Source organism: Candidatus Pelagibacter giovannonii, from assembly GCF_012276695.1.
Lineage (GTDB): Bacteria > Pseudomonadota > Alphaproteobacteria > Pelagibacterales > Pelagibacteraceae > Pelagibacter > Pelagibacter giovannonii.
Genome location: NZ_CP038852.1, coordinates 327053 through 349825 on the forward strand (window position 1 = coordinate 327053; position 22773 = coordinate 349825).

Genomic DNA, 22773 nt, shown 5'->3' on the forward strand with positions numbered 1-22773 from the left:
ATTTAATGATATTTATTAGTATATTAACTATAAGTAAATTAATGATTTTAGATTTTGAACCAGGTGACAAAGTTATCAATCCTAACAACAAAGACTGGGGTACAGGACAAGTTCAATCAATAATTAATGGTAAAGTTACTGTAAATTTTGAAAATGTTGGAAAAAAAGTTATTAATTCAAAAATAATTCAGTTAGAAAAATTATATAAATGAACCTTGAAGAAAAAAAAAAAATTACACTTTCACTAATAGACACTTTTAATAAAGCAAGTCAGGTAGCTTTAGATTTAAGAGGCGCTGGTTTACAAAAAGAAATTAAGCCAGACAATACCCCAGTAAGTAATGGTGATATTGAGGTTAATAAAATTTTAACCAGCAAGATCCAAGAAATAACTCCAAATATCCCTATTGTTTCAGAAGAGAGTGCAAACCATAAGATGGATAATGATTTAAATACTTTTTGGTTAATCGATCCAATAGATGGCACCAGAGATTATATTAATAACCGTGATGAATTTACTTTAAATGCAGCATTAATATTGGATAAAAAACCAGCTATTGGGATCATAACAGTACCAGCAAAAAAAAGAGTTTTTTATTCTTACGGTCTGTCTCACAGTTACGAGTTAATTAACAATCAAGAAATTTCATTAATGAATAAAGAGAAAAACTATTTTGGCCATAAAGCGGTAAGTTATTCTAACGATCTTAAACCTGAAATTTTAGAAATTCATAAAAAATATAAGATAAGTTCTTTTCAAAAAATGAAAAGCTCGCTAAAATTTTGTGTTATTGCAGCAAGTGAATTTGATATGTATGTCGCTGAACCAAGAGCTTGTGAATGGGATATTGCAGCTGGTCATGCAATCCTTGAACACTCAGGGGGGGAAGTAACTGATTTTAATTATAATGAAATACTCTATGGAAAAACTGAATTTAAAAACCCAAGTTTAATTTTAAAAAGTAAAAATATATTATAATGGATGAGCAATTAAGAATAATTTTAATAATTATAGTATCAGTTTCCATCTTTGGTTTATTAGTTTTTGTATTTGTTAAAAATGTTATTAGAAATAGAATTCAGTCTCTTGTTGAAGAAGAAGAGAAAGAAAAAAAATTAAAGTAATCTAATTATTTTCATATAGTCAGCTTGATCAATATCCATGATCCTTTTAGAGGTTTCAAAATCAAAACCATTTCTTGCTAGTAAAGCAATATCCTTTTTGTAAAATAGGGCTCTATTATCCTCTACTCTCGCTGGTCCAATTCTCTTTTTTTTACATATTTTTATTCCAGAAAAAAAATCTTGGTCGGAATTATCCTCTTTAATCTTATCTATTGTTTCTTTAATGTAGCGATCATTAATTCCTTTAGTCATTAAATAGTTTCTAATTTTATTAACCGAACTACCTCTTTGAATTAAGCTTCTAGATTTACTTTCAGAATAGAATTTATCATTAATAAACTTAGTTTTTTCAAGATCTTGTAAAACAACATCTATTAAATCTTTAATATCTTGTTTTTTAATATTTTCTAAATTAGCTTTTAGATACTTCTTTAGAAGATAGGTTCTAAGCTGTTGTTTAGATGGTGCATATCTTTCAATGTATGCAAATGAGAAATTTCTCATCTCCTCTACCGTCACCTGTAATGTTTTTTTTTTATTTCTCATATGAATCTTGATAGCATATTGTATAATACACTATAAAATGATCGATCAAATCTATACATTCTTTACAATTGAAATGATTTTTCTTTGGTTAAATCTGGGTGTCTTGCCTTTTTGGTTAATATTAGTCTTCTTTCCACAATCACAAATATGTAGAGCTTTTATTACATCAATTTTTCCTTTTATTATTTTAAGTTTCGCCTACGGTTATTTAACTTATATGCTGTTTAATGAAGGGTATGACTTTATAAGAAATTTTGAGCTATATTTAGGCCTAGATTCAATTGGAAATTTGTTTAACGATAAATCCTTTTTGATTTTATTTTGGACTCATTTTTTATCTATCAATTTATTTTGTGGTGGATGGATTGTTAAAGACTCACAAAAATTTGGTATCAATAAAATAATAATGTCTTTTCCGCTATTAATAACTTATTTTATTGGTCCAATTGGACTTACTCTTTATTGGATTATAAGAATTTTTTACGCAAAAAGAATTAATCTATATGACTAAAGAAATAGATTTCTATTTTGATTTCATAAGTCCCTATGCATATTTAGCTTATAAAAAAATTCAATCATTACCAAAAGATATTAGAATAAATTATAAACCCATTTTATTAGGTGGTCTTCATAATTTAGAAGGAATAACGGCACCAGCATTTATCAAACCTAAATTAAAACACATGATGAATGACTGTTTGTTAATTGCAAAAAAAAATAATTTTGGTTTTAAATGGAATTCTAAATTTCCTATAAACTCATTAAATATTATGAGGGGTTATTTAGATATCAATTCATCAAATCAAGCACAATATGTTAAAATAATGTTCGATGCCTATTGGAAAGATGATCTGGATATCTCTAAAGAGAATATTTTAATACCACTACTTGTACAATGCAAGATTGATAAAAATATTTTTTTTAAAACAATTAAAGATCCTATTATTAAAAAAAAGCTAAAAGAAGCCACTAAGGATGCTCATGAAAAAGAGATTTTTGGCGCACCCACTTTTATTGTCAATAATAAAATATTTTGGGGGCAAGATCGATTGGAGTTTGCCTTAGATGAATATAATAAAATAGATTAAACTATTTTAAAATCACTTTGACTAATTGCTGCAAAACCACCATCAATGTGAGAAACATTTTCAAAGCCCATTTCTTTTAATGATTTAGCTGCAAGCGCAGATCTTAATCCACCTGCACAAAATAAAACTATCTCTTTATTCATATCTAGTTTTCCTTCTTTAAAATATGGACCGTTTGGGTCTAACCAAAATTCTAGCATTCCACGGGGAATATGGTTTGAATTTTCCAATCTTCCCATTTTATCTAGCTCACCTTTTTCTCTAATATCTATTAAATTACACTTATTATCTATTGATAGTTGGTGCGCTTCTTTAACAGATATAGTTTTCACCTCTTCTAGTGCTTGTGAAACTAACATTTGAGATGATTTAATATTCATCTATATATTAATATATAAAAATTAATTTAAATAAAGGTTTATTATATTTATATGTTACCAAATTTTCTAAAACCTTTTCATATAGATAACCAAAAACTAGTTAGAGTTGGTCCAAAACTTGATGGTGGCTATGTTATTGACAAAAAATCAATCCTTAATACTGATGTAATTATAGCATGTGGTTTAAATGACGACTGGGAATTTGAAAAGTCTTTTTTAAAAATAAACACTCAATGTATAGTGGAAGCTTATGACCATACAGTTAATAAAAAGTTTTGGGTAGAAAGATTTAAAAAAGATATTATACATTTTTTTTTATTTAAAAAAATTAGATTAAAAAAGATTATTCATATTTTTAAATATTTAGATTATTTAATTTTTTTTAGAAATCAAAACAAACATTATATTCTTAAAATTGGAACGGAAGATGTTTACAACACAGCGATCAGTATTAATAAAATACTTGAAAATTACCAAAATGTAATATTGAAAGTCGATATTGAGGGTGATGAATATAAAGTGCTTGATCAAATTTTAAATAACTCCAATAAAATTAATACCTTAATTATTGAATTTCATGACATTCATAAAAATATAGATAAAATTGAAGACTTTATTAATATATCTAAAGAACTTAAATTAATTCATATACATGCTAACAATTTTGCAGGACTAAATGAAGATGGTGATCCCAATGTTATAGAATTAACTTTCACAAATATTAATAAGAATGAACTAAGTTTAGTAAAAACAGATAAGTCTTTTCCTGTGGAACAATTAGATTATAAAAACATAAATAGAATTGAAGACATTTATCTAAAATTTAATGACTGAAAAAATTTGTATTACTTACTCACATCACAAATTAGGTGATTTAATTTGGCAATTACCTTATATAAAAGCCATAAGTGAACATCACAATAAAAAAATTGATTTAATTGTTAGAGAAAAGACACAAGCTAAAGAAATTTTAAAAGATCTTAATTACATAAATATAATTCATTATAATAATTTTAGAAAAAAATTTTTTTACTGGGTAGACGTTTTTAAACTTAAGAAAATATATGCTAATGAAGATTACTCACATGTTTATATATTGGATAAAATTAACAAGCCAGCAATAGCTGCGACACTTGCTAGAATTAAAAATATTATAGGCCCTGGCATCAAAAGACAGAAAAGATGGCTTACAAATAAAAACTTTCTAGAAGATAGAGATTGGCATTTAAGCTATTCAGAACAATCACAGAAATTACTAAAATTAAACAATATAGATGTTAAAGATGTTTATCCACACATAGAAGTTAAACCTTCAAGTTTAGATAAGTTAAGAAAAAACTTTTCTTATAATGGAAAAAAGATAGCCTTTGGTGTAGATTCATTTGAGGATTATAAAATATGGTATGAGGAAAACTTTATTGAACTTGCAAATAAATTCTATGATAAAAAAGTTTTTGATTATATTTATTTAGTTTGTGGAAAAGATAAGCAACATATCGTTAAAAATATTATAGCTAAATCAAATAGAAATTATTTTATTGATTGTTCTAACTTAAAATTAATTGATATCATTGGTGTAATAAAAGACTCTGATTTTTTTGTGGGTAATAATTCTGGTCCTTTAAATTTAGCTGCTGCTTTAAATGTTAAGAGTTTTGGCTTATTTGCCAATACTCCAATAAGTCAATTAAAGTTTAGTAAGGTCTTACCATTAGTGCCTGAAAATTATCTTGATAATCAATTTATTAAAAACCGAGAAGAAATGAAAAAACTCACTGCTGATAAAGTTTTTCAAGATATAATCAAATATCTCAATAATCATATATAGACAATATGATAAAGATAAATATAAAAGCTCCAAATTTTACTTTGAACTCTACAGATGGTAAAGTTTATTCTTTAAAAGATTCACTCGGCAAGTATGTGGTTATTTATTTTTATCCTAAAGATGACACACCAGGATGTACAATTGAGACTAATGATTTTAATAAATTATTACCTAAATTTAAAAAACTGAATTGTGATGTATTTGGTATTTCTAAAGATAATCTTAAAAGTCACCATAAATTTAAGAAAAAATATAAGATTAAATTTGATCTTTTATCTGATGTAGAACTTGGTATTTTAAAAAAATACAAAGTTTGGGCTAAGAAGAAATTTATGGGTAGAGAGTTTATGGGAATAGTAAGAACTACTTTATTAATTGATCCAAATGCTAAAATTGCAAAAATTTGGGACAATGTAAAAGTTAAAGATCACGCTAAAGAAGTACTTGATACCTTAAAAAACATTTAAAAATAAAAAAGGCCCCAGTTAAGGGGCCTATTTTCTAACTAAAAGAGAGAGATAGTTATTTATTAGTCTCTGATTGCGTAAGCTCTAACACCTATTTCCGCAACGTCAGTTCCAAGTTTTTCAGCTTCTTTACTGATACGTAATCCAACTGTTGCTTTCAAAGTTTTAAATATAATTAATGAAAGTATAAAACTGAATGAACATACGGCAATTACACCTGTGAACTGAGAACCAAAAGATGCTTCTGCATTCGTAAGCGGAACTATCAATGTTCCAAATATTCCTGCAAACATATGTACTGGAATTGCACCAACAACATCATCAAGTCCCATTCTTTCTAAAAATTTTGTACCAAAGTACATAATTAAAGAACCCATTGAACCAATGACAAGTGCCATACCTGGTGTTGGAGTTAGAGGTTCAGCAGTAATTGCCACTAAACCAGCTAATGCACCATTTAACATCATGACTACATCTGTTTTGCTATCAAGTAATCTTGTAACTATAGCTCCTGTTACAACACCAGCAGCACCAGCAAGGTGTGTATTGACTGCAATCTTAGTTATAGCAGTTACATCATCGAACGTTCCCATTGCAAGTTGACTAAAGCCATTAAATCCAAACCAACCAAACCATAAAAAAAATGTTCCAAGTGTAACTAAAGGAATACTTGAGGCTGCAAAAGGTACTAATGATTTAGTTTCACCTTTTTTCCCAAATCTACCTTCTCTGGCACCTAGTACTATTACACCTGCTAAGGCAGCAGCCCCACCACATGCATGAACAAGAGTTGATCCAGCAAAGTCTGAAAAACCAGAAGTTGCTAGCCAGCCCCCACCCCATTGCCAGCCCATTGAAATTGGATAAATAAATCCACCCATTAATGTAGCAAAAATAAAGAATGGCCAAATTTTAATTCTTTCTGCAACTGCTCCTGAAACTATAGATACTGTTGCACAAACGAACATAGCCTGGAAGAACCAGTCAGAACTATCTGAATAACCTGTTTCAATGCTAGAGCTATCACCCCAAGTTGTAAATGTTCCTATATAACCACCTTCTGGAATGCCGTAAGCTAAATTATACCCAAATAAGAAAAAGACTATTGAACAAATAGCAAATTTTCCAACATTCTTAGCTGCAATTGTTGAAACACTTTTTGTTGTAACTAAACCACATTCCAGCATACAAAAACCTGCTGCCATTAATGCTACTAAGACTGCACCAATATAAAATGCTAAGGTATTAAATATATACTGACCTTCTGCTGAAATTGTTGTTTCAGCGACACCAGCATTAGTCATGCTTAATAAAAGTACTAAACTAATAAAGGGTGCTGTTATTATTTTAATTGTTTTTGTCATTAAGACCTCCATGTTTAAGCTTTCACTTATATTTAGAATGGTCTTTAAAACTATTGTTGATTGGGAAATTTAGATATGCAGTATTTGCATATACTAACAGCCTTATTACATTTCAGTAAAAGGCTGTTAATGAATTTGGTATTTAATTACTTATTAAATATTTCTTTAAGTGCTTTAGCTGGTAAAAACTTAACTTTTTGAGAAGCACCGATTTGAATTTGTTCTCCAGTTCTAGGGTTTCTTCCAACTCTAGCTTTTCTTTTTGCTACTTTGTAAGTTCCAAATCCAGCAATTTTCACTGTATCGTCACCTTTTAAAGCATCTAGAATAGTGTTTGTAATAGTATCAAAAGTACGCTCAGCGTCAGCTTTACTTAGGTTTAAAGAACCCGAAAGTTGCGCTATTAATTGTTTTTTGTTCATTTATTTAGCTCCGGTTTTATTGGTTATTTTCACATAATTTACATAAAAGCCTATAAATCAAGCTTTTTATTAGTGTCTCTTAAAATAAAAACCCCAATATATGGTGATTTGTTAAATTGGTGTTGATATAAAAGGGTTATTTAAGAAATATAATTATTAAAAAACTTAAATAAACCAACGTCTTTTAGGTCATTAAATGTTGTAAAAAACATTAATGATAGCAGTAAAAACATTCCGATTCGAAAAAAACCTTCTTGAGCTTTTTGTGATAAGGGCCGCCCTAATACCTTTTCAATACCATAAAACATTAAGTGTCCACCATCTAACATTGGAATTGGAAACAAATTTATTAACCCTAAGCTAATAGAAATGTAAGCCATAAGGCTTATGAAAGGTAAAATTCCAAATTCTGCAACTTGTCCACTGATTTTTGCTATTCGAATTGGACCACCTAGCTGGGAGGTATCACCATTTCCAGTAAGCATGCTTCCAATGTATTTAAGACTAGAGGCGCTTACATAATAAACTTCATTAACTGCATAAAACAGTGCTTTAGCTGGACCAAGTTTGATGTGATTTACTTCATTATTATAGGCTCCAAGCTTAATACCAACCATTCTTTTACTGATTTTGTTGCCAAGATTATCTTCTCCATCAACAATATTAGGTTTTACTCTAAAGGTTAAATCTTGATCATATCTGTTAACTGTAAAATTAATGAATTCATCAGTAGACATCATAATATATTTTGAAACTTCCATAATGCTTTTAACTTCATTACCATCAATTGAGACCACAATATCATTATCCTTAAGACCAGCTACCATTGCAGGGCTATCCTTTTGAACTTCGTTAATAACAGCTGGTGTAAAGTCTTTTCCAGCAAAGGAATAAACTGAAAAAAATATTAGAATTGCTAATAAAAAGTTAGCTAAAGGGCCGCCAAATACAATTAAAGCTCTTTGATACAAGGGCTTTAACACAAAAAGTTTATCCTGATCTTCTTTGCTGTATTCTTTGATAATTTTATCATTATCAGCTTGGCTATAAACATTTCTATCACCAAAAAATTTAACATATCCCCCAAGAGGTATGACACAAACTTTCCATCTAGTGCCTGATTTATCATTCCAACCGAACATTTCTTTACCAAAACCTATTGAAAAATCAGTAACCCCTACACCAAAACGTTTTGCAAAATAATAATGCCCATATTCATGAATAAAAACTACGATAACAATTAAAACTATGAAGGGCAATATGTAAGACAACATGATTATAATCCAATAATACTATTTATCATTCTAATTTCTAGCTTTTAATATTATAGCCTTTTTTAACTAGCATTGTGACCAAGATTATACAAACCACTAAAAAAAATACCATTGAGCTTATACTTATCCAAATATTAAAATCAGATACACCATAAAAAGAAAATCTTAAGCCATCAATTAGATAAACTACAGGATTAAAATAAGAAATTGTTTGCCAAAATGGTGGCAGCATATCAAGGGAGTATAAACTTCCTCCTAAAAATACCATAGGCGTTATCACCAATGATGGGATGATGGACATTTGTTCAAAGTTTTTACTAACAACACCAATTAAAAATCCAAATAAAGCAAATGTAAAAGAAACTAAAACTAATAAAAATATCATTAGTATTGGATACTTAACTGTAACATCAGCAAAAAATGAAGCAGTGACAAAAATTACAGCACCAACTAATAATGTTTTAGTGGCTCCCGCACCAACAAAAGCAAGAACTGTTTCAAACGTTGAGATAGGTGCTGCTAAAATCTCATTAATAGTTCCATTAAATTTTGGAAAAAATATTCCAAACGAAGTATTACTTATTGATTGAGTTAATAGAGTTAACATTAACAAACCTGGTACAATGTAAGAACCATAACTAACACCATCAATTTTTTCAATATAGCCTCCAATGACTGAGCCAAAAACAACAAAATATAATGATGTAGATATTACTGGTGAAAGAATGGACTGACCTACAGTTCTTATAAATCTATTCATCTCATGAACATAAATAGCTTTAAATCCGTAATAATTAAATTTCATTGTTCTCCTTAACTAAGTCAACAAAAATTTTTTCTAATGAACTTTGTTCTGTTATCAAATCTTTTAACCTTAAACCTGCATCTTTAATATCTTTAAGTAAATCGGTAATTCCAGTCTTTTCACCTTTAACCTTATAAGAATAAGTTAAAGACATTTTTTTTTCATGAATAATTAAATTATACTTTTCTAACTCTTTTGGGATTTCCAATATCTTATCTTGTAATTCAATTGTTAGCTTTTTGTGACCCATTCGTTTTATTAATTCATTCTTATCTTCAACAACAATTATTTCACCTTGATTTATAACTGCAACACGGTCTGCAATAGCTTCTGCTTCCTCTATATAATGTGTTGTTAAAATTATAGTAACACCGGTTTGTCTCAAATCTTCAACAACAAGCCACATGTCTTTTCTTAATTCAACATCAACACCAGCTGTTGGTTCGTCTAAAAATAATATTTGTGGTTCATGTGATAATGCTTTTGCAATTAAAACTCTTCTCTTCATGCCTCCTGATAATTCTTTTAATTTTATATTTTTTTTATCCCAAAGACTTAAATCTTTTAATATCTTTTCAATGTGTTCTGGTTTAGGTGACTTTCCATATAATCCTCTAGAATAAGATACAGTATCGAAAACTGTTTCAAAGGACTCTAAACTTATCTCTTGAGGCACCATTCCTATTCTTGATCTTGTTTCTCTATAATCTTTTATAATGTCAAAGTTATCAATTGTAACTGTCCCTGAAGAAGGCTTTACAATTCCACAAATAATACTGATTAAACTAGTTTTTCCGGCACCATTTGGTCCAAGCATTGCAAGGATTTCACCTTGTTTTACTTTGAGGCTAACATTATTAAGGGCTTTAAAACCATTGTCATAAACTTTAGATAAGTTGTTAATGGATATTTGGATTTCAGACATTTTGTTTGAGTGTATATAGTTACTAATGAAGTTAATTCAATAAACCTAATAAATTTTAGCATTATTTCAATAATTAATGTTCATATCTTAAGGTTAAAATTTGACTTAGTTTAATTATTTCTTTAATTAGTTTTTATATTCTTTTTTTTAAGAATATCAGTTTCTGGGGTGCTGTAAAAAGCTGAGAATATACCCAAAGAACCTGTTGTATAATCACAACGAAGGGAAAAAATGAACACAATATATCTAGATCAATCAACTACTATAATTACCTTGCTTTTAACTTCATTAGCTTTTGCTGCTATTGGAATAGTTTATTCAAGAGGTAAACTTTCAATCAATGCATATTTAAATGCAGATAGATCAATTGGTAAAAGATCTTTAACTGCATCTTTAGTTGCATCTTGTTTTGGTGTATGGATTTTAATTGGTCCATCAGAAGCTGCTACTTGGGGTGGTTTAGGAGCTATAATTGGTTATGGCTTAGGTCAAGCGCTACCCTTCTTAGCTTTTATTACTATTGGTCAGCGAATGAGGAAAATTATGCCTAGTGGTAATACTCTTACTCAATTCGTTCTAATAAGATTTGGTAAAGCAATGTTTCGTTTAGTTTTATTATTAACAATAATGTATATGTTTGTTTATTTCGCAGCTGAAGTTACCGCAATTGCAAAAGTTGTTAACTTAATGTCAGGGTTTCCTCTTTGGCAAACCTCTCTTGTAATAATTGTTGCCACTCTATCTTACACTCTTTATGGAGGACTTAGAGCTTCAATTTTTACAGATAAAATTCAATTTATTATAATTATGATTTTATTAATATTTGCTATCAACCATATTTTTAATTCTGGAAATAATACTTTTTCTATGGATTTGATAAATGAAAAAGCTGGTACTTTAATGAGTGGTAAATATTTTTATGGCTATACTGCTGGCTTAACTTTCTTCATTGCTGTTTTTGCAACCAACTTATTTGATCAAGGTGTTTGGCAAAGAGTTTTTGCAGCAAAAAGTTCAGATGATTTAAGAAAAGGATTTATGTCTGCCTTCTTTATTGTAATTCCATTTATGCTTGTTTTAGGTTTCTTTGGAATTCTTGCAGTATCAGTTGATAAAGCAGCAGACCCTAGTACTTTATTCTTTACTCTTTTATTAGAGCCATTTACTGGAATTAATTCTTTGTTAACTATTTCAATATTAATTTTAGTTTTAGCCTTAGTGATTAGCAGTATGGATTCACTTATTAATGCGCTTTCAAGTACCATTACTATTGAGGGAAATAAGTTTATTAGTTTAAAAGATAAGAATAGCTATCTAACACTTTCTAAATACTTAATATGTGGTTTATCAGTAATTGTTTTTTTGATCGCATCTAAGGGTTACAGCGTCTTATTTATGTTTTTATTTGCTGATTTGTTATGTTGTGCTGCCGTATTTCCTATTTTTTATGGAATGTTTAAGGGTGATGTTGATGAAAGACTTTCTTTAATTTCAGTTATAATTGGACTGATATCTGGATTGCTTTTATTTCCCAATCAAACTTTTGATAAAAGTATTTTAATTGGTGGATTGTTTCCAACTGAAGCATTTCCCGTTTGGATATCAACAGCATTATTGTTTTGGTCATTTATTTTAGCAACATTTACACCAATGATTACAGTAATGCTCTTTAAAAAAAATAGTAACTTTAACTTTTCTAAAATTAAAACTTTAATTAAGGAATAGTGAATATTTATAATAATAAAAGAACCTTTTTTTATAAATTAAAGAGTAGCTGTAAGAAGGAATGGTCTGAATATACTAATCATAAATTTTTATCTGATTTAGTAAGCAATAAATTGCCAGATAAAAATTTTAAAAATTATTTAGTTCAAGATTATGTTTTCTTACAGCAATTTCTTAAAATTTTAGCTCTTAGTGTTTATAAATCTAATAACTTTGAAGAAATTAATAGATCAGTAAATTTTATTAAGGGAATTGATCATGAAATCAAACTCCACATCAATTATTGTAAAAAGTGGAAAATACCTCTTAAATCTCTTAATAACATCGTAGTCGAGAAAGCTAATAGTGCTTATACTAATTATGTCCTGAGAATGGGTAAAAATGGAGATAATCTTGATATCTTCTCATGCCTATCTGTATGCATCATTGGCTATGGTGAGATTGGGTTTAATCTTTCTAAGATTAAAAACTGGAAAAAAAGTAAATATAGTTCTTGGATTAAAATGTATTCTTCAAAAGAATACCAACAAGTAGCCAAAGACAATATTGATTATTTAGATGCTCTCTTAAAAAATAGTACAGATAAAAAATTAAATATGCTTAAAAGAAATTTTAAAAAATCAACTGTTCTTGAAAGAAATTTTTGGGAATGTTTTGTTTAAATTTTTAGTTGCTTAAAATTTCTAAAGGTAATGGGGCTTCAGGGTACTTTTCCTTACATAATTTTTCATAATTCTTGCAAAGAGTACTTACTGTATCATGTGCTTCATCTTTGGAGGTTAAAAATTTAATTAAAGTATCTCTCTCCAATTCAATTTCTTTAATATCTGTTCCACTTAAATACTCACCTGTCTCAACTTCCCAGTAAGTATCATTTAATTCTTCAGCTTTTAAAGTATTAAGCTTTCTTTGAAGTTCAATAATAATCTCATCATCCGTTTTACTATCTTTCATTGGAGAATTAACTAATTTTCCTAAACATTTGTCTTTAAGATCATCTAAAAAAGTGTTGTAAGGTTTACCTTCAGCTAAACCTTGAAAGTGATTGCTTTCAAAGTACTTACTGATTGCAGCATTTGTTGAGGTTTTATTTTTACCCTTAGCAACTGCAACTTGAACGTAAACTTCCTGACTAATATATTCGTTTAAATAGTCTTTAATTTTATCCGATAACATTAGTTTAAAAAAATTATAGAGTTTTTAAAGGATCAACATAGTCATGTCCAAAAACATCAGCAACTGCTTTATAAGTTACTTGACCTTTGCAAACATTTAATCCTGCAAGTAAATGTTTGTCATCACTTAATGCTTTAGCATAACCATCTTTTGCAATTTTAACTAGATATGGAAGTGTTGCATTATTCAATGCAATAGTTGAAGTCCTTGGAACTCCACCTGGCATATTTGCTACACAGTAATGAATAACATCATCAATGATATAAGTTGGATCACCATGAGTTGTTGGTTTGCTCGTCTCAACACAACCCCCTTGATCAATTGCAACATCGACAATTACGGATCCTCTTTTCATTAATTTTAACATTGGTTTAGTAACTAATTTTGGAGCTTCAGCACCAGGTATTAAAACACCACCAATTAAAAGATCAGCTTCAGCAACTAATTTATTTAAATCAATTTTATCACTTTGTTCTGGAATAATTTTATCACCAAACATTTCAACCAATTGTTTTAGTCTTACTTCTGACTTATCAACGATATGAACTTTAGCCCTCATACCAGTTGCAATGACTGCAGCGTTTTCTCCAACAACACCACCACCTAAAATAACAACCGTTCCTCCTTCAACTCCTGGAGCACCACCCAATAAAAGACCTCTACCGTTTTGATTTTTTTCTAAGCAGTGGGCACCAGCTTGAACAGACATACGTCCAGCAACCGCACTCATTGGTGCAAGTAATGGTAGTCTTCCATTTTCATCGGTCACTGTTTCATAAGCAATACAAACACCTTTAGATTTAATTAGTCCCTCTGTTAATTCTTTCGCTGCTGCTAAGTGTAAATAAGTGTAGACGATCTGATTTTCTCTGATCATCTTAACTTCACCTGATTGAGGCTCTTTTACTTTAACAATAATATTTGCATCATTGAAAATATCTTCAGCTTTATCTATGATTTTAGCACCAACGCTTGTGTATTGTTCATTTTCAAAACCAGCTTCAAAACCACCATTATTTTCAACTAAAACTTCATGACCTTCTGATATTAAAGTTTTTACACTTTCAGGTGTTAATCCAATACGATGTTCCTGAGGTTTGATTTCTTTAGGTACGCCTATTTTCATTACTTGCTTTCCTTTTTTGCAAATACTTTAATTAAATTAAGTTTTTAGTTTTTCTGATTTTTTTGATAGTTGGAAATACCAGATCTTAACTTTTCAATAATCTCATCAATATGTTTTTCTTCACAGATGAATTGAGGAGCTATAATTAAACAATCTCCAGTAGCTTTAAAGTTTACACCAGCTTCATAACAAGCTTTAAAACATTCATATCCAGCTTTACCTGGTTTAGTGTTTAACTTCATGTCTATTCCACCCATCATTCCATATCCTCTGATATTGTCCACAGAATCTAGATCTTGAAGAGAAAACAATCCTTTTTGGAAATAAGGAGCTAAATTTTTTGCTCTATTAAAAATATCATCTTTTTCAAAAATTTCTTGCACCGCAAGAGCAGCTGCTACTGCAACTGGAATTCCTGAATAAGTATAACCATGAAATAATTCAACAGCACCTGTTGGTGAAGCATCCATTACTGTATCATAAATATAATCACTACATGCAACGACACCCATAGGTACAACGCCATTTGTTGTAGCTTTAGCCATTGTCATAATATCTGGAGTTACTCCAAATTCATCAGCACCAAATTTAGAACCTGTTCTCCCCCAGCCTGTAATTACTTCATCAAAAATTAAAAGTATTCCATGTTTGTCACAGATCTCTCTTAGTCTTTGTAAATATCCTTTTGGTGGAACTAATGTTCCAGTTGATCCAGCAATAGGCTCAACAATACAAGCAGCAATATTTTCACCACCAAAGTTTTGACAAATAGTTTCTAAATCATTTGCTAAATAGTCCCCTGTCTCTGGTTGACCACTTACAAATTTATGTTCTGGTAAATGTGTATGTCTAATGTGTTGGACACCTGGCATTAAAACACTTGCAAATGTTTTAATATTGTTCACCATTCCACCAACTGAAATACAACCAATGTTCATTCCATGATAACCACGTTCTCGGCCAACAAATCTAAATCTTTCTGCATGCCCTTTTGCTCTATGATAAGCAACAGCAATTTTAATTGCTGTCTCTACAGCTGTAGATCCACAAATTGTAAAAAACATTTTATTTAAATCACCTGGTGTATGCTTTGAAATCTTTGTAGCAAGTTCAAACGAACCACCAAAACCTTGTTGAAAAGGCTGAGCATAGTCTAAAGTCTCTAACTGTTTCGTAACAGCTTCTGTAATTTCTCTTCTTCCATGACCAAGTGGATTACAAAATAAACCTGAACTCGCATCTATTTGTGTTTTACCATGGTGAGTTTTTAAATAAACTCCCTTAGCTTCTGTTATTAATCTAGGGTTTGCTTTAAAATCTTTATTTGATGTAAACGGCATCCAATGTTCATTTAATGAATTTGGTACTGAGGTTCTGTTTTCTGAGCTCATGAGTTTCTCTCTATATATAAATATTTTTAATAAATTCTTTTTCCAACTATTAGACTAAATAAAAAGGTTTTCTATAATTATTTTTCAGTCTTTACCTTGATTTCTATTAGTTTAAATACTACAACCTCAAGGTGTATATTTGTTTTTTGTTTTACATCTCTCTTAAATTGAATTTTAATGTTCATAATTTAATTAAATTAACAGAGGGATAATAATGAAAAAAATAATTAGTTTTATTCTTGGAACAGTAGTTGCTCTTAACTTGTCTATATCAGTTGCTAATGCTGCCGCTAAAGAAGTAAGAGTTGCATTCTTTTTAGAATGGCCTACTCCAAACCAAGAAGATAAAGTTAAAAAGATGTTTGATAAAGCACTAGGTGTTCCAGTTAAATGGACTAACTTTTCAAACGGTGGTGCAATGACTGATGCTATGTTAGCTGGAGATATTGATATCTCTTACTCACAAGGCTTAGTACCTTTCATCAATGCTGTTAAATCTAAAGCACCTTTGAAACTTGTTGACGTTGCTATGGAATACGGAATGGGTGGTACAACTTGTGTTACATCTAAAGCTTCTGGTATTACATCAGCGAACGGTTCTGAGTTAGAAGGAAAAAAAGTTGCAGTTCCTCTAGGAACTATGGCTGAGTATGTTTTTGATGAGAGTATGAAAGTTGTTGGTGCTGATAAAAGCAAAATGACTGTTATTCAAATGGATCCTGAAGAAGGTGCTGCTGCACTAGTTTCTGGTGATGTTTCAATGGCTTGTTTATTTGGTGGTAACTCTATTAAAGCAGCTCTAACTGTTGGTACAAGATTGTTAACAGTTCAAGCAGCTCGTGATGCAGGTATCAAAGGTATCGATATTACATCTGTTACTGATAAATTTATGAAAGAAAACCCAGGAATGTTAAGAACTTTCATAGAAGTAACTCATGAAGCTAATGCTAGATACGCAGCTGGTAAGAGTGATATGAATGTAATCGCAAAAGATGCTGAAATGAAACTTGGAGATATGAAAGAAACTTTAGGTGGATTTGTATTCTTGAATGCTGCAGATACTAAAAAATCTATGGAATCAGGTGGAACTCTTGATGGTTTCTTAAAAGGAATGGGTACTCCTAACGGAGCAGTAGATACAAGCTTTTTACCTCTATAATCTAGAGAGTAAGATAAAATTAAATAGGCGCCAATTTATTAAATTGGTGCCTATTTTTTTAAATAAAATTTAATATAAATTTATTTCTATGAGCGATTTAATTTCTCAAAATCTAAACATGATATTTAAAACTCCAAAGGGAGAAACTGTTCATGCATTAAAAGATGTAAATTTCACACTTAAAAAAGGGGAACTTTTAACTGTTCTTGGACCTTCTGGATGTGGGAAAACAACTCTATTGAATATCACTGCAGGATTTCTTAGGCCAACTTCAGGAGTAATTACTCTTAACGGAAATGAAATCAATGGTCCAGGGGTTGAAAGAGGAATGGTTTTTCAACAAGGTGCTTTATTTGAATGGTTAACAGTTGCTGAAAATGTTGACTTTGGCTTGAGAATGAAAAAAGAAGATCCAATTAAAACATCAAAAAAAGTTGATGAATGGTTAAATATAGTTGGTTTACAGGGCTTTGGAGATACACCAACTTATCAATTATCTGGCGGTATGCAGCAAAGAGTTGCTCTTGCGCGATGTTTAATTAATGATCCAGATTTAATTTTAATGGATGAACCATTAGGAGCTTTAGATGCATTAACAAGAGAAAAGATGCAGTCATTAGTTTTAAAAATTTGGAAAGAAACAGGAAAAACAATTATTTTAATTACTCACTCAGTTGAAGAAGCTTTATTGCTTGGTGAAAGATTATATGTAATGGCGCCAAGACCAGGCCGAATACATAAAGAATATAACCTACCCTTTGCTTCAATGGGGATAGATGGTGATTTAAGAGAGATTAAAAAAACTAAAGATTTTGGAAGTAAAAGAGAAGAAATTCTAACCATGATTTGGAATATGGAAGAAGAAATAATGGGTAAAGATATATAATATGATTACAGGGATTATAACATTTTTAATTATCTTTGCCGTTATAGGTTCTATTCTTTATGGAATAAAATTAGCTAAGACTGAGAAAATAGATGCTGTTTTTGGGAACCCTGAACGAGCCAAAGGTGGAGCTCATTGGATCATTGTTGGAAGTAGTTTTTTATTAATAGCATGGCTTTATTATTCATGGGATTTAGCAAAGTCTTTTTATCCTCAGTCTGCTAATGAACTTTGCCAAGTTGCAAAAGTTAACGACTCGATGCTTTCATTAAAATATTTATTTCCAATAAATGAAAGAGAATTTAAAAGTACTTCAATTATTAAGGCTGAGAATAAAAATATTGAAAAATTAACTAATGAAATTAGAAATTCATCAGTAATAAGAAATCAAGATAAAGATAGACTTTTAGGTTTTATTCAAAAAACTAAAAGAACGATTCCATTGTTAACTAATGAGGACCTTATTGAAAATGAAACAAAAATTAAGATCAGTGAATTAACCAATAGAATAGCTTGGTTAACAGAAGATTTTCAAAAGATAAGCTATCCACCAATAAAAAGTATTGAAGAAGAAAATGCGAGAATTGAAGCTTTAAAAATACAAGGTGGATGGGGATCTTCAGGAACAGCTGTAGAAAATACCATAGAAATTCCAACTATTCCAGAAACAAAAAAAGGATTAAAGTTTGATGCTGCGGCAAAAGAATTAACTTTAATTAGTGATGATTTTTTCAAATTAAGAAATCATAATTCACAATACAAAAATTTGATGAAAGAAATCAAAGATGGAATAAAAAAATATAGATCAGAGCTAGATGACACACAAGGGGTGGCATCAATATTAGCAAAAGATGTACTTAAAATTGCAAGAAGAATTGAATACGCAAGCATATTTCCTCCAAAAACTCTTGATACTATGCAGCAAGCAATTTTAGAATTTGATGTTATTCAAAAAAAAGAACAAGGAAGTCTAAGATTAATTGATATATTTTTATTTCCTACCGGAACAATAATTTCAAGTGGTCCTAATTGTTCAGAGCAAGGTTCTGGCAGGTGGCTGCCTAAACCATCAGATACTTTAAAAAAATTTACACTTTTATTAAAACCAAGTGTTGGATTTAAAAATATTCCACTGATTTGGTATGAAATGATGGATGTTAGTAAAGTTGTTGGCTTTATTTTACCAGATTGGATTGCAGATATTATCCCAGGTAATTACCCTGTCCATAGTGTTGATGGAACTGTTAAACCAAACTTTAAAAGCAAAGTTTTAAATGTGGTTACTGGTGAGTTTAAATTATTCAAAATACCTGTCCCAATGGGACATATTTGGGACTCTTTTTTAAGAGTATTTTTAGGTTTAATTCTTGGAATAATATTTGGTGTACCACTTGGTTTATTAATGGGTCTAAATAGATTTGCTAAAGGGTTCTTTGATCCATTAATTGAACTTTACAGACCAGTTCCTCCACTTGCTTGGGCTCCATTAGTTATTACTGTATTTGGAATTGATAACGTTGGAAAAGTATTCCTATTATTTATGGTTTCATTTTCAATTATGATCATTTCTGCTAGAGCTGGTGCTTCTGGAACTCAATTATCTAAAATTCATGCCTCTCACTCACTTGGTGCATCGAAATGGCAAATATTAAGATATGTTATTTTTCCAAACTCTTTACCTGAAATTTTAACAGGAGTAAGAGTTGCGGTAGGAATGTGTTGGGGGACTTTGGTTGCAGCAGAATTTTTAGCTGGAACAACGGGTATTGGATTTGTTGAAAATGTTGCTAAAAAATATTTTCAATATGAGGTTATTTGGATAACTATTTTTGTAATGGGTATGCTTGGTCTTTTATTTGATATTGCTTTGAGAAAAATAATTACCAAAACAATTCCATGGCATGGTAAAGGTTAACCAATCATTTAATAAATTATGAATTCTTCAAAATTAAAGGGTATCATTAAAGATATTTTTATTCGTCATAAGCTAAGTAAAGAGCATGCATCTATATGTGCTGAAGCTTTAATAAATGCTGAATTAGTAGGCGCTCCTTCTCATGGGTTATCTAGATTAAAAATGTACTGTGATCGAATATCTAAAAAAGTAATTAATCCCAAGGCTAAAATAAAAATTAAAAAAATCTCTCAATCAATTGCTCACGTTGATGGCAGCAATAGTATTGGTTTTGTTGCAGCAGATACTGCTATTAAAACAGCAATAAGTAATGCTAAAAAAACTGGTATTGGCTTAGTTGCAGTTAAAAATAGTGGTCATTATGGTTTGTCTGGTTATTACGCAGAGCAAGCAGTTAAAAAAGGACTAATGGTGATGGTTTTTACTAATGCTCCTCCAGCAGTTGCTCCTCATGGAGCTTTAAAAAGTTTATTTGGAACAAACCCTATTTGTTTTGGAACTCCAACTGGATCTAAGGTTCCTTTTATTTTAGATACTTCAATATCAATGATTAATAGAGGAAAAATTAGAGTTGCCGCAAGAGAGGGAACAAAAATTCCTGAAGGCGTTGCTTTAGATAAATTTGGTAAACCAACTACTGATCCTAAAAAAGCTTTAGAGGGTGTTCAATTACCTATAGCTGGTTTCAGAGGTTCTGGATTAGCTTGGATGGTTGATATTTTAAGTGGTGTATTAACTGGTGGTAATCATGCAGGTAGAGTTAAGGATCCATTCAATGATTTTAGTGGTCCACAAAATATTGGGCATTTATTCTTTGTTTTAAAACCCAATTTGTTTGTAGGTAATTCTTTTAATAAAAGAATAAAAGATAATATTAAAACTATCAAAAGACTTCCTAAAATTAAGGGTGTTAAAGAAATTCTTTATCCTGGACAAAGTAAGTTCAATAGATTCAAAAATAATCTTAAAAAAGAAATTGATATTACAAAAGCTGTTCAAAAAGACTTAGAATATTTACAAGGTATTTAGCTAACGTACTGTCCTTGAAAATTTCACAAGATCATTAACAAGAAGTTCAGGTTCCTCTAATGCTGCAAAATGTCCACCACTTGGCATCTCAGTCCATTGAGTAACATTAAATATTCTATCAACATAAGATTTTGGAGGCCACTCTGACATTTCGGCTGGAAAAATTGCAGCAGCTGTTGGTATTTTTATTTTTTTAAATTTTTTAGGGAAAAAACGTCCACCCTCTTCTCTTCTTCCATAATAAATCCAAGAAGCCGTATTAAAAGTCTTTGTAACTATATAAACCATAATATTAGCCAACAAGACATCCTTTGAATAAGCACTTTCAATATTGTCATTTTTTAAATCTGACCAAGCATACATTTTTTCAATAATCCAAGCTGCAACTCCAACAGGACTATCCATCATTCCATAGCTTAATGTTTGTGGCTTTGTTGCTTGTTGGGTTCTATAACCGTCTTGCATAATTTGATCTTTATCAAATCGATCTTGCCAGTCTTGTTCTTCTTTTGATTGTGTTCCATCTGGGTGGCGCATTGTTAAGCAATTAATATGAATTGCTTTACAAAATTTTGAGTGATCGTAACCAATCCAGTTTGCTATAGTTGCTCCCCAATCACCACCTTGTGCTAAATAACTTCTATACTCTAAATTTTCTATCATTAATTTATTTAAGATAGCTGCCATTTTTCTTGGACCAATCGGTTTAGGTGGTCTGCCTGAAAATCCAAAACCAGGTAAAGATGGAGCAATAACATCAAATGCGTCTTCAACTTTTCCACCAAATTTTTCTGGGTGAGCAAGTTTTTCGATTATATGTAAAAACTCTACAACTGATCCAGGCCATCCATGCATGAGAAGTAATGGTGTTGGGTTAGATCCACTACCCTTTTCGTGAATAAAATGCATTTCAACACCATCTACAACAGTTGTAAAATTTGAAAATTTATTTATTTCTGCTTCATGTTTTCTCCAATCAAAATCTTTGACCCAATAACTTGATATCTCCTTCATATATTCAAGATTGGTTCCATATTCCCAGCCACCATCATCTGGCATTTCATGCCATGGGTAATTTTTTACCTTAGTATAAATTTCTTGAAGTGCTTTATCGGGAATATTTAATTTAAAAGGCTTAATCATTATCAATTTACAGTATATACTTTTTAAAAATTCAGATTAAATATACCTCATGCTTTCAAATAAAGAAATTGTTTGTCCTAATAACCTTCTAGACCATGCACATAAGAAAAAAGGTGTTAACGCTGCTATCGTTAACGCAGGTTTGCCCTTGCCTATGCTTTCAGTTCAAGATGCTGTTAATGAAAATTTAATTACACCCATTTTTATAGGGGATAAAAAAGACATTCTTAAGTGTGCTGAGGATTTAAAATGGGATATATCTTCGTATGAGATAATTCATGAACCTATAGAAAATAATACAGCAGCAATAGCTGCAAAACTTGCTAGCAAAGATAAAGTAAAGATTATTGTTAAGGGTCATATTCATACCGATGTTTTAATGAAAGAAGTTTTAAAAAGAGATTATAATTTACTTGGAAAAACTAGACTTAGCCACATATGGCATATGACAACTACAAAAGACGATAAGCCTCTTATAATTACTGATGGTGCTTTAAATGTTTTACCTAATATAAAAACAAAAATGCATATCTTAAGGAATGTAATTGATTTTTCAAATCGTATAGGAATTGAAAGACCAAAAGTTGCAGTTCTATCAGCGACAGAAGAAATTTTAGATAGTGTACCAAGCTCTATTGATGCGAATGAAATTACACAGCTTGCAAAACAAGATGATTTAAATGCTGATGTTTTTGGTCCTTTAGCATTTGATAATAGTATTTCAAAAAAATCTGCTGCAATTAAAGGTGTTAAAAATATTGTAGCTGGTGATGCTGATGTATTATTAGTTCCAAGTGTTGAAACTGGAAATAGTTTAGTTAAAATGATGATATATTTTATGGGAGCTTGTGCTGCTGGAGTTGTGGTTGGTGGAAAAGTTCCAATAGTTATTACTAGTAGATCCGATGAAGCACAAGCTAGATTGGCATCTATTGCAGCAGCTGTTGTTGCATTAGACTAATTCTTCATTGAAATAACTATATTAATGTTTTAAATAAG

At 30.3% G+C, this 22773-nt stretch carries 26 protein-coding genes; 15 read left to right on the top strand and 11 right to left on the bottom strand.

Features of this window, described 5'->3' with window-relative positions; translation table 11 throughout:
- Window positions 1-5: 5 nt before the first annotated feature.
- The 3 genes from E5R92_RS01865 to E5R92_RS01875 are packed head-to-tail and all read left to right on the top strand — an operon-like array spanning window position 6 to window position 1125.
- Window positions 6-212, top strand: a complete 207-nt coding sequence (locus tag E5R92_RS01865) for a DUF3553 domain-containing protein (RefSeq protein WP_006997091.1) — start codon at window positions 6-8, stop codon at window positions 210-212.
- Entirely contained in the window at window positions 209-979 is a 771-nt protein-coding gene (locus E5R92_RS01870; protein ID WP_168606421.1) for a 3'(2'),5'-bisphosphate nucleotidase CysQ family protein, read from the top strand. Before E5R92_RS01865 ends, E5R92_RS01870 begins: the two co-directional genes overlap by 4 nt.
- A complete protein-coding gene (locus tag E5R92_RS01875) occupies window positions 979-1125 on the top strand; it encodes a hypothetical protein (protein ID WP_006997093.1) in 147 nt (48 codons plus the stop codon). The genes E5R92_RS01870 and E5R92_RS01875 overlap by 1 nt, the downstream gene beginning before the upstream one ends.
- Here E5R92_RS01875 and E5R92_RS01880 read toward each other — a convergent pair.
- On the bottom strand, window positions 1117-1671 hold the full coding sequence (locus E5R92_RS01880) for a regulatory protein RecX (RefSeq protein WP_168606422.1): 555 nt from the start codon (window positions 1669-1671) through the stop codon (window positions 1117-1119). The two genes, E5R92_RS01875 and E5R92_RS01880, sit on opposite strands and share 9 nt — an antisense overlap.
- 37 nt (window positions 1672-1708) lie before the next feature.
- Between E5R92_RS01880 and E5R92_RS01885 the strand changes: the two genes are divergently transcribed.
- Both E5R92_RS01885 and E5R92_RS01890 read left to right on the top strand, forming a co-directional pair.
- Window positions 1709-2182 carry an ABA4-like family protein gene (locus E5R92_RS01885; protein WP_168606423.1) on the top strand — a complete coding sequence of 158 codons (474 nt, stop codon included), beginning with the start codon at window positions 1709-1711 and terminating at the stop codon, window positions 2180-2182.
- Window positions 2175-2759, top strand: a complete 585-nt coding sequence (locus E5R92_RS01890; RefSeq protein ID WP_168606424.1) for a 2-hydroxychromene-2-carboxylate isomerase — start codon at window positions 2175-2177, stop codon at window positions 2757-2759. The genes E5R92_RS01885 and E5R92_RS01890 overlap by 8 nt, the downstream gene beginning before the upstream one ends.
- Here the strand turns inward: E5R92_RS01890 and E5R92_RS01895 are convergent.
- The gene (locus tag E5R92_RS01895) at window positions 2756-3139 is read right to left on the bottom strand and encodes a rhodanese-like domain-containing protein (protein ID WP_168606425.1); all 384 of its coding nucleotides are present in this window, start codon (window positions 3137-3139) and stop codon (window positions 2756-2758) included. The two genes, E5R92_RS01890 and E5R92_RS01895, sit on opposite strands and share 4 nt — an antisense overlap.
- Window positions 3140-3190: 51 nt before the next feature.
- Between E5R92_RS01895 and E5R92_RS01900 the strand changes: the two genes are divergently transcribed.
- The 3 genes from E5R92_RS01900 to E5R92_RS01910 are packed head-to-tail and all read left to right on the top strand — an operon-like array spanning window position 3191 to window position 5434.
- Window positions 3191-3973 carry an FkbM family methyltransferase gene (locus E5R92_RS01900; RefSeq protein WP_168606426.1) on the top strand — a complete coding sequence of 261 codons (783 nt, stop codon included), beginning with the start codon at window positions 3191-3193 and terminating at the stop codon, window positions 3971-3973.
- A complete protein-coding gene (locus E5R92_RS01905; protein ID WP_168606427.1) occupies window positions 3966-4967 on the top strand; it encodes a glycosyltransferase family 9 protein in 1002 nt (333 codons plus the stop codon). Before E5R92_RS01900 ends, E5R92_RS01905 begins: the two co-directional genes overlap by 8 nt.
- 5 nt (window positions 4968-4972) lie before the next feature.
- Window positions 4973-5434 carry a peroxiredoxin gene (locus E5R92_RS01910; RefSeq protein ID WP_168606428.1) on the top strand — a complete coding sequence of 154 codons (462 nt, stop codon included), beginning with the start codon at window positions 4973-4975 and terminating at the stop codon, window positions 5432-5434.
- Between the two features lie 62 nt (window positions 5435-5496).
- Here the strand turns inward: E5R92_RS01910 and E5R92_RS01915 are convergent, their stop codons facing one another.
- The 5 genes from E5R92_RS01915 to E5R92_RS01935 all read right to left on the bottom strand — a co-directional run bounded on the left by E5R92_RS01915 (window position 5497) and on the right by E5R92_RS01935 (window position 10224).
- The gene (locus tag E5R92_RS01915) at window positions 5497-6798 is read right to left on the bottom strand and encodes an ammonium transporter family protein (protein ID WP_168606429.1); all 1302 of its coding nucleotides are present in this window, start codon (window positions 6796-6798) and stop codon (window positions 5497-5499) included.
- Window positions 6799-6944: 146 nt separating this feature from the next.
- Window positions 6945-7220 (bottom strand): HU family DNA-binding protein, encoded by a 276-nt coding sequence (locus E5R92_RS01920; RefSeq protein ID WP_006997102.1) that lies wholly within the window; start codon window positions 7218-7220, stop codon window positions 6945-6947.
- Window positions 7221-7360: 140 nt separating this feature from the next.
- Window positions 7361-8494, bottom strand: a complete 1134-nt coding sequence (rseP, locus tag E5R92_RS01925; protein WP_168606430.1) for an RIP metalloprotease RseP — start codon at window positions 8492-8494, stop codon at window positions 7361-7363.
- A gap of 37 nt (window positions 8495-8531) precedes the next feature.
- Window positions 8532-9299, bottom strand: a complete 768-nt coding sequence (locus tag E5R92_RS01930) for an ABC transporter permease (protein ID WP_168606431.1) — start codon at window positions 9297-9299, stop codon at window positions 8532-8534.
- Window positions 9289-10224: an ABC transporter ATP-binding protein gene (locus E5R92_RS01935; protein WP_168606432.1), complete on the bottom strand. Its 936-nt coding sequence runs from the start codon at window positions 10222-10224 to the stop codon at window positions 9289-9291. Before E5R92_RS01935 ends, E5R92_RS01930 begins: the two co-directional genes overlap by 11 nt.
- A 231-nt stretch (window positions 10225-10455) precedes the next feature.
- Between E5R92_RS01935 and E5R92_RS01940 the strand changes: the two genes are divergently transcribed.
- Both E5R92_RS01940 and E5R92_RS01945 read left to right on the top strand, forming a co-directional pair.
- On the top strand, window positions 10456-11949 hold the full coding sequence (locus tag E5R92_RS01940; RefSeq protein WP_168606433.1) for a sodium:solute symporter family transporter: 1494 nt from the start codon (window positions 10456-10458) through the stop codon (window positions 11947-11949).
- Window positions 11949-12611 (top strand): TenA family protein, encoded by a 663-nt coding sequence (locus tag E5R92_RS01945; protein WP_168606434.1) that lies wholly within the window; start codon window positions 11949-11951, stop codon window positions 12609-12611. Before E5R92_RS01940 ends, E5R92_RS01945 begins: the two co-directional genes overlap by 1 nt.
- Window positions 12612-12615: 4 nt before the next feature.
- Here the strand turns inward: E5R92_RS01945 and E5R92_RS01950 are convergent, their stop codons facing one another.
- Genes E5R92_RS01950 through aptA form a run of 3 tightly spaced genes read right to left on the bottom strand, consistent with a single transcriptional unit; the run spans window position 12616 to window position 15642 of the window.
- Entirely contained in the window at window positions 12616-13125 is a 510-nt protein-coding gene (locus E5R92_RS01950) for a hypothetical protein (protein ID WP_168606435.1), read from the bottom strand.
- A gap of 13 nt (window positions 13126-13138) precedes the next feature.
- A complete protein-coding gene (ald, locus tag E5R92_RS01955; protein WP_168606436.1) occupies window positions 13139-14251 on the bottom strand; it encodes an alanine dehydrogenase in 1113 nt (370 codons plus the stop codon).
- 44 nt (window positions 14252-14295) lie between these two features.
- A complete protein-coding gene (gene aptA / locus E5R92_RS01960; RefSeq protein WP_168606437.1) occupies window positions 14296-15642 on the bottom strand; it encodes an omega-aminotransferase AptA in 1347 nt (448 codons plus the stop codon).
- 214 nt (window positions 15643-15856) lie between these two features.
- Here aptA and E5R92_RS01965 point away from each other — a divergent pair, with 214 nt between their 5' ends.
- From E5R92_RS01965 to E5R92_RS01980, 4 genes are all read left to right on the top strand, one after another.
- On the top strand, window positions 15857-16801 hold the full coding sequence (locus tag E5R92_RS01965; protein WP_168606438.1) for an ABC transporter substrate-binding protein: 945 nt from the start codon (window positions 15857-15859) through the stop codon (window positions 16799-16801).
- Window positions 16802-16889: 88 nt separating this feature from the next.
- Window positions 16890-17687 (top strand): ATP-binding cassette domain-containing protein, encoded by a 798-nt coding sequence (locus E5R92_RS01970; RefSeq protein ID WP_168606439.1) that lies wholly within the window; start codon window positions 16890-16892, stop codon window positions 17685-17687.
- A gap of 1 nt (window position 17688) precedes the next feature.
- Window positions 17689-19602 carry an ABC transporter permease subunit gene (locus tag E5R92_RS01975; RefSeq protein WP_168606440.1) on the top strand — a complete coding sequence of 638 codons (1914 nt, stop codon included), beginning with the start codon at window positions 17689-17691 and terminating at the stop codon, window positions 19600-19602.
- Window positions 19603-19620: 18 nt separating this feature from the next.
- Window positions 19621-20631, top strand: coding sequence for an Ldh family oxidoreductase (locus tag E5R92_RS01980; protein ID WP_168606441.1), 1011 nt, complete (start codon window positions 19621-19623; stop codon window positions 20629-20631).
- Here the strand turns inward: E5R92_RS01980 and E5R92_RS01985 are convergent, their stop codons facing one another.
- Window positions 20632-21774: an epoxide hydrolase family protein gene (locus E5R92_RS01985; protein ID WP_168606442.1), complete on the bottom strand. Its 1143-nt coding sequence runs from the start codon at window positions 21772-21774 to the stop codon at window positions 20632-20634.
- Window positions 21775-21823: 49 nt separating this feature from the next.
- On the opposite strand from E5R92_RS01985, the gene E5R92_RS01990 reads away from it, so the two are divergent.
- The gene (locus E5R92_RS01990) at window positions 21824-22735 is read left to right on the top strand and encodes a bifunctional enoyl-CoA hydratase/phosphate acetyltransferase (protein ID WP_168606443.1); all 912 of its coding nucleotides are present in this window, start codon (window positions 21824-21826) and stop codon (window positions 22733-22735) included.
- The last annotated feature ends 38 nt before the right edge of the window (window positions 22736-22773 follow it).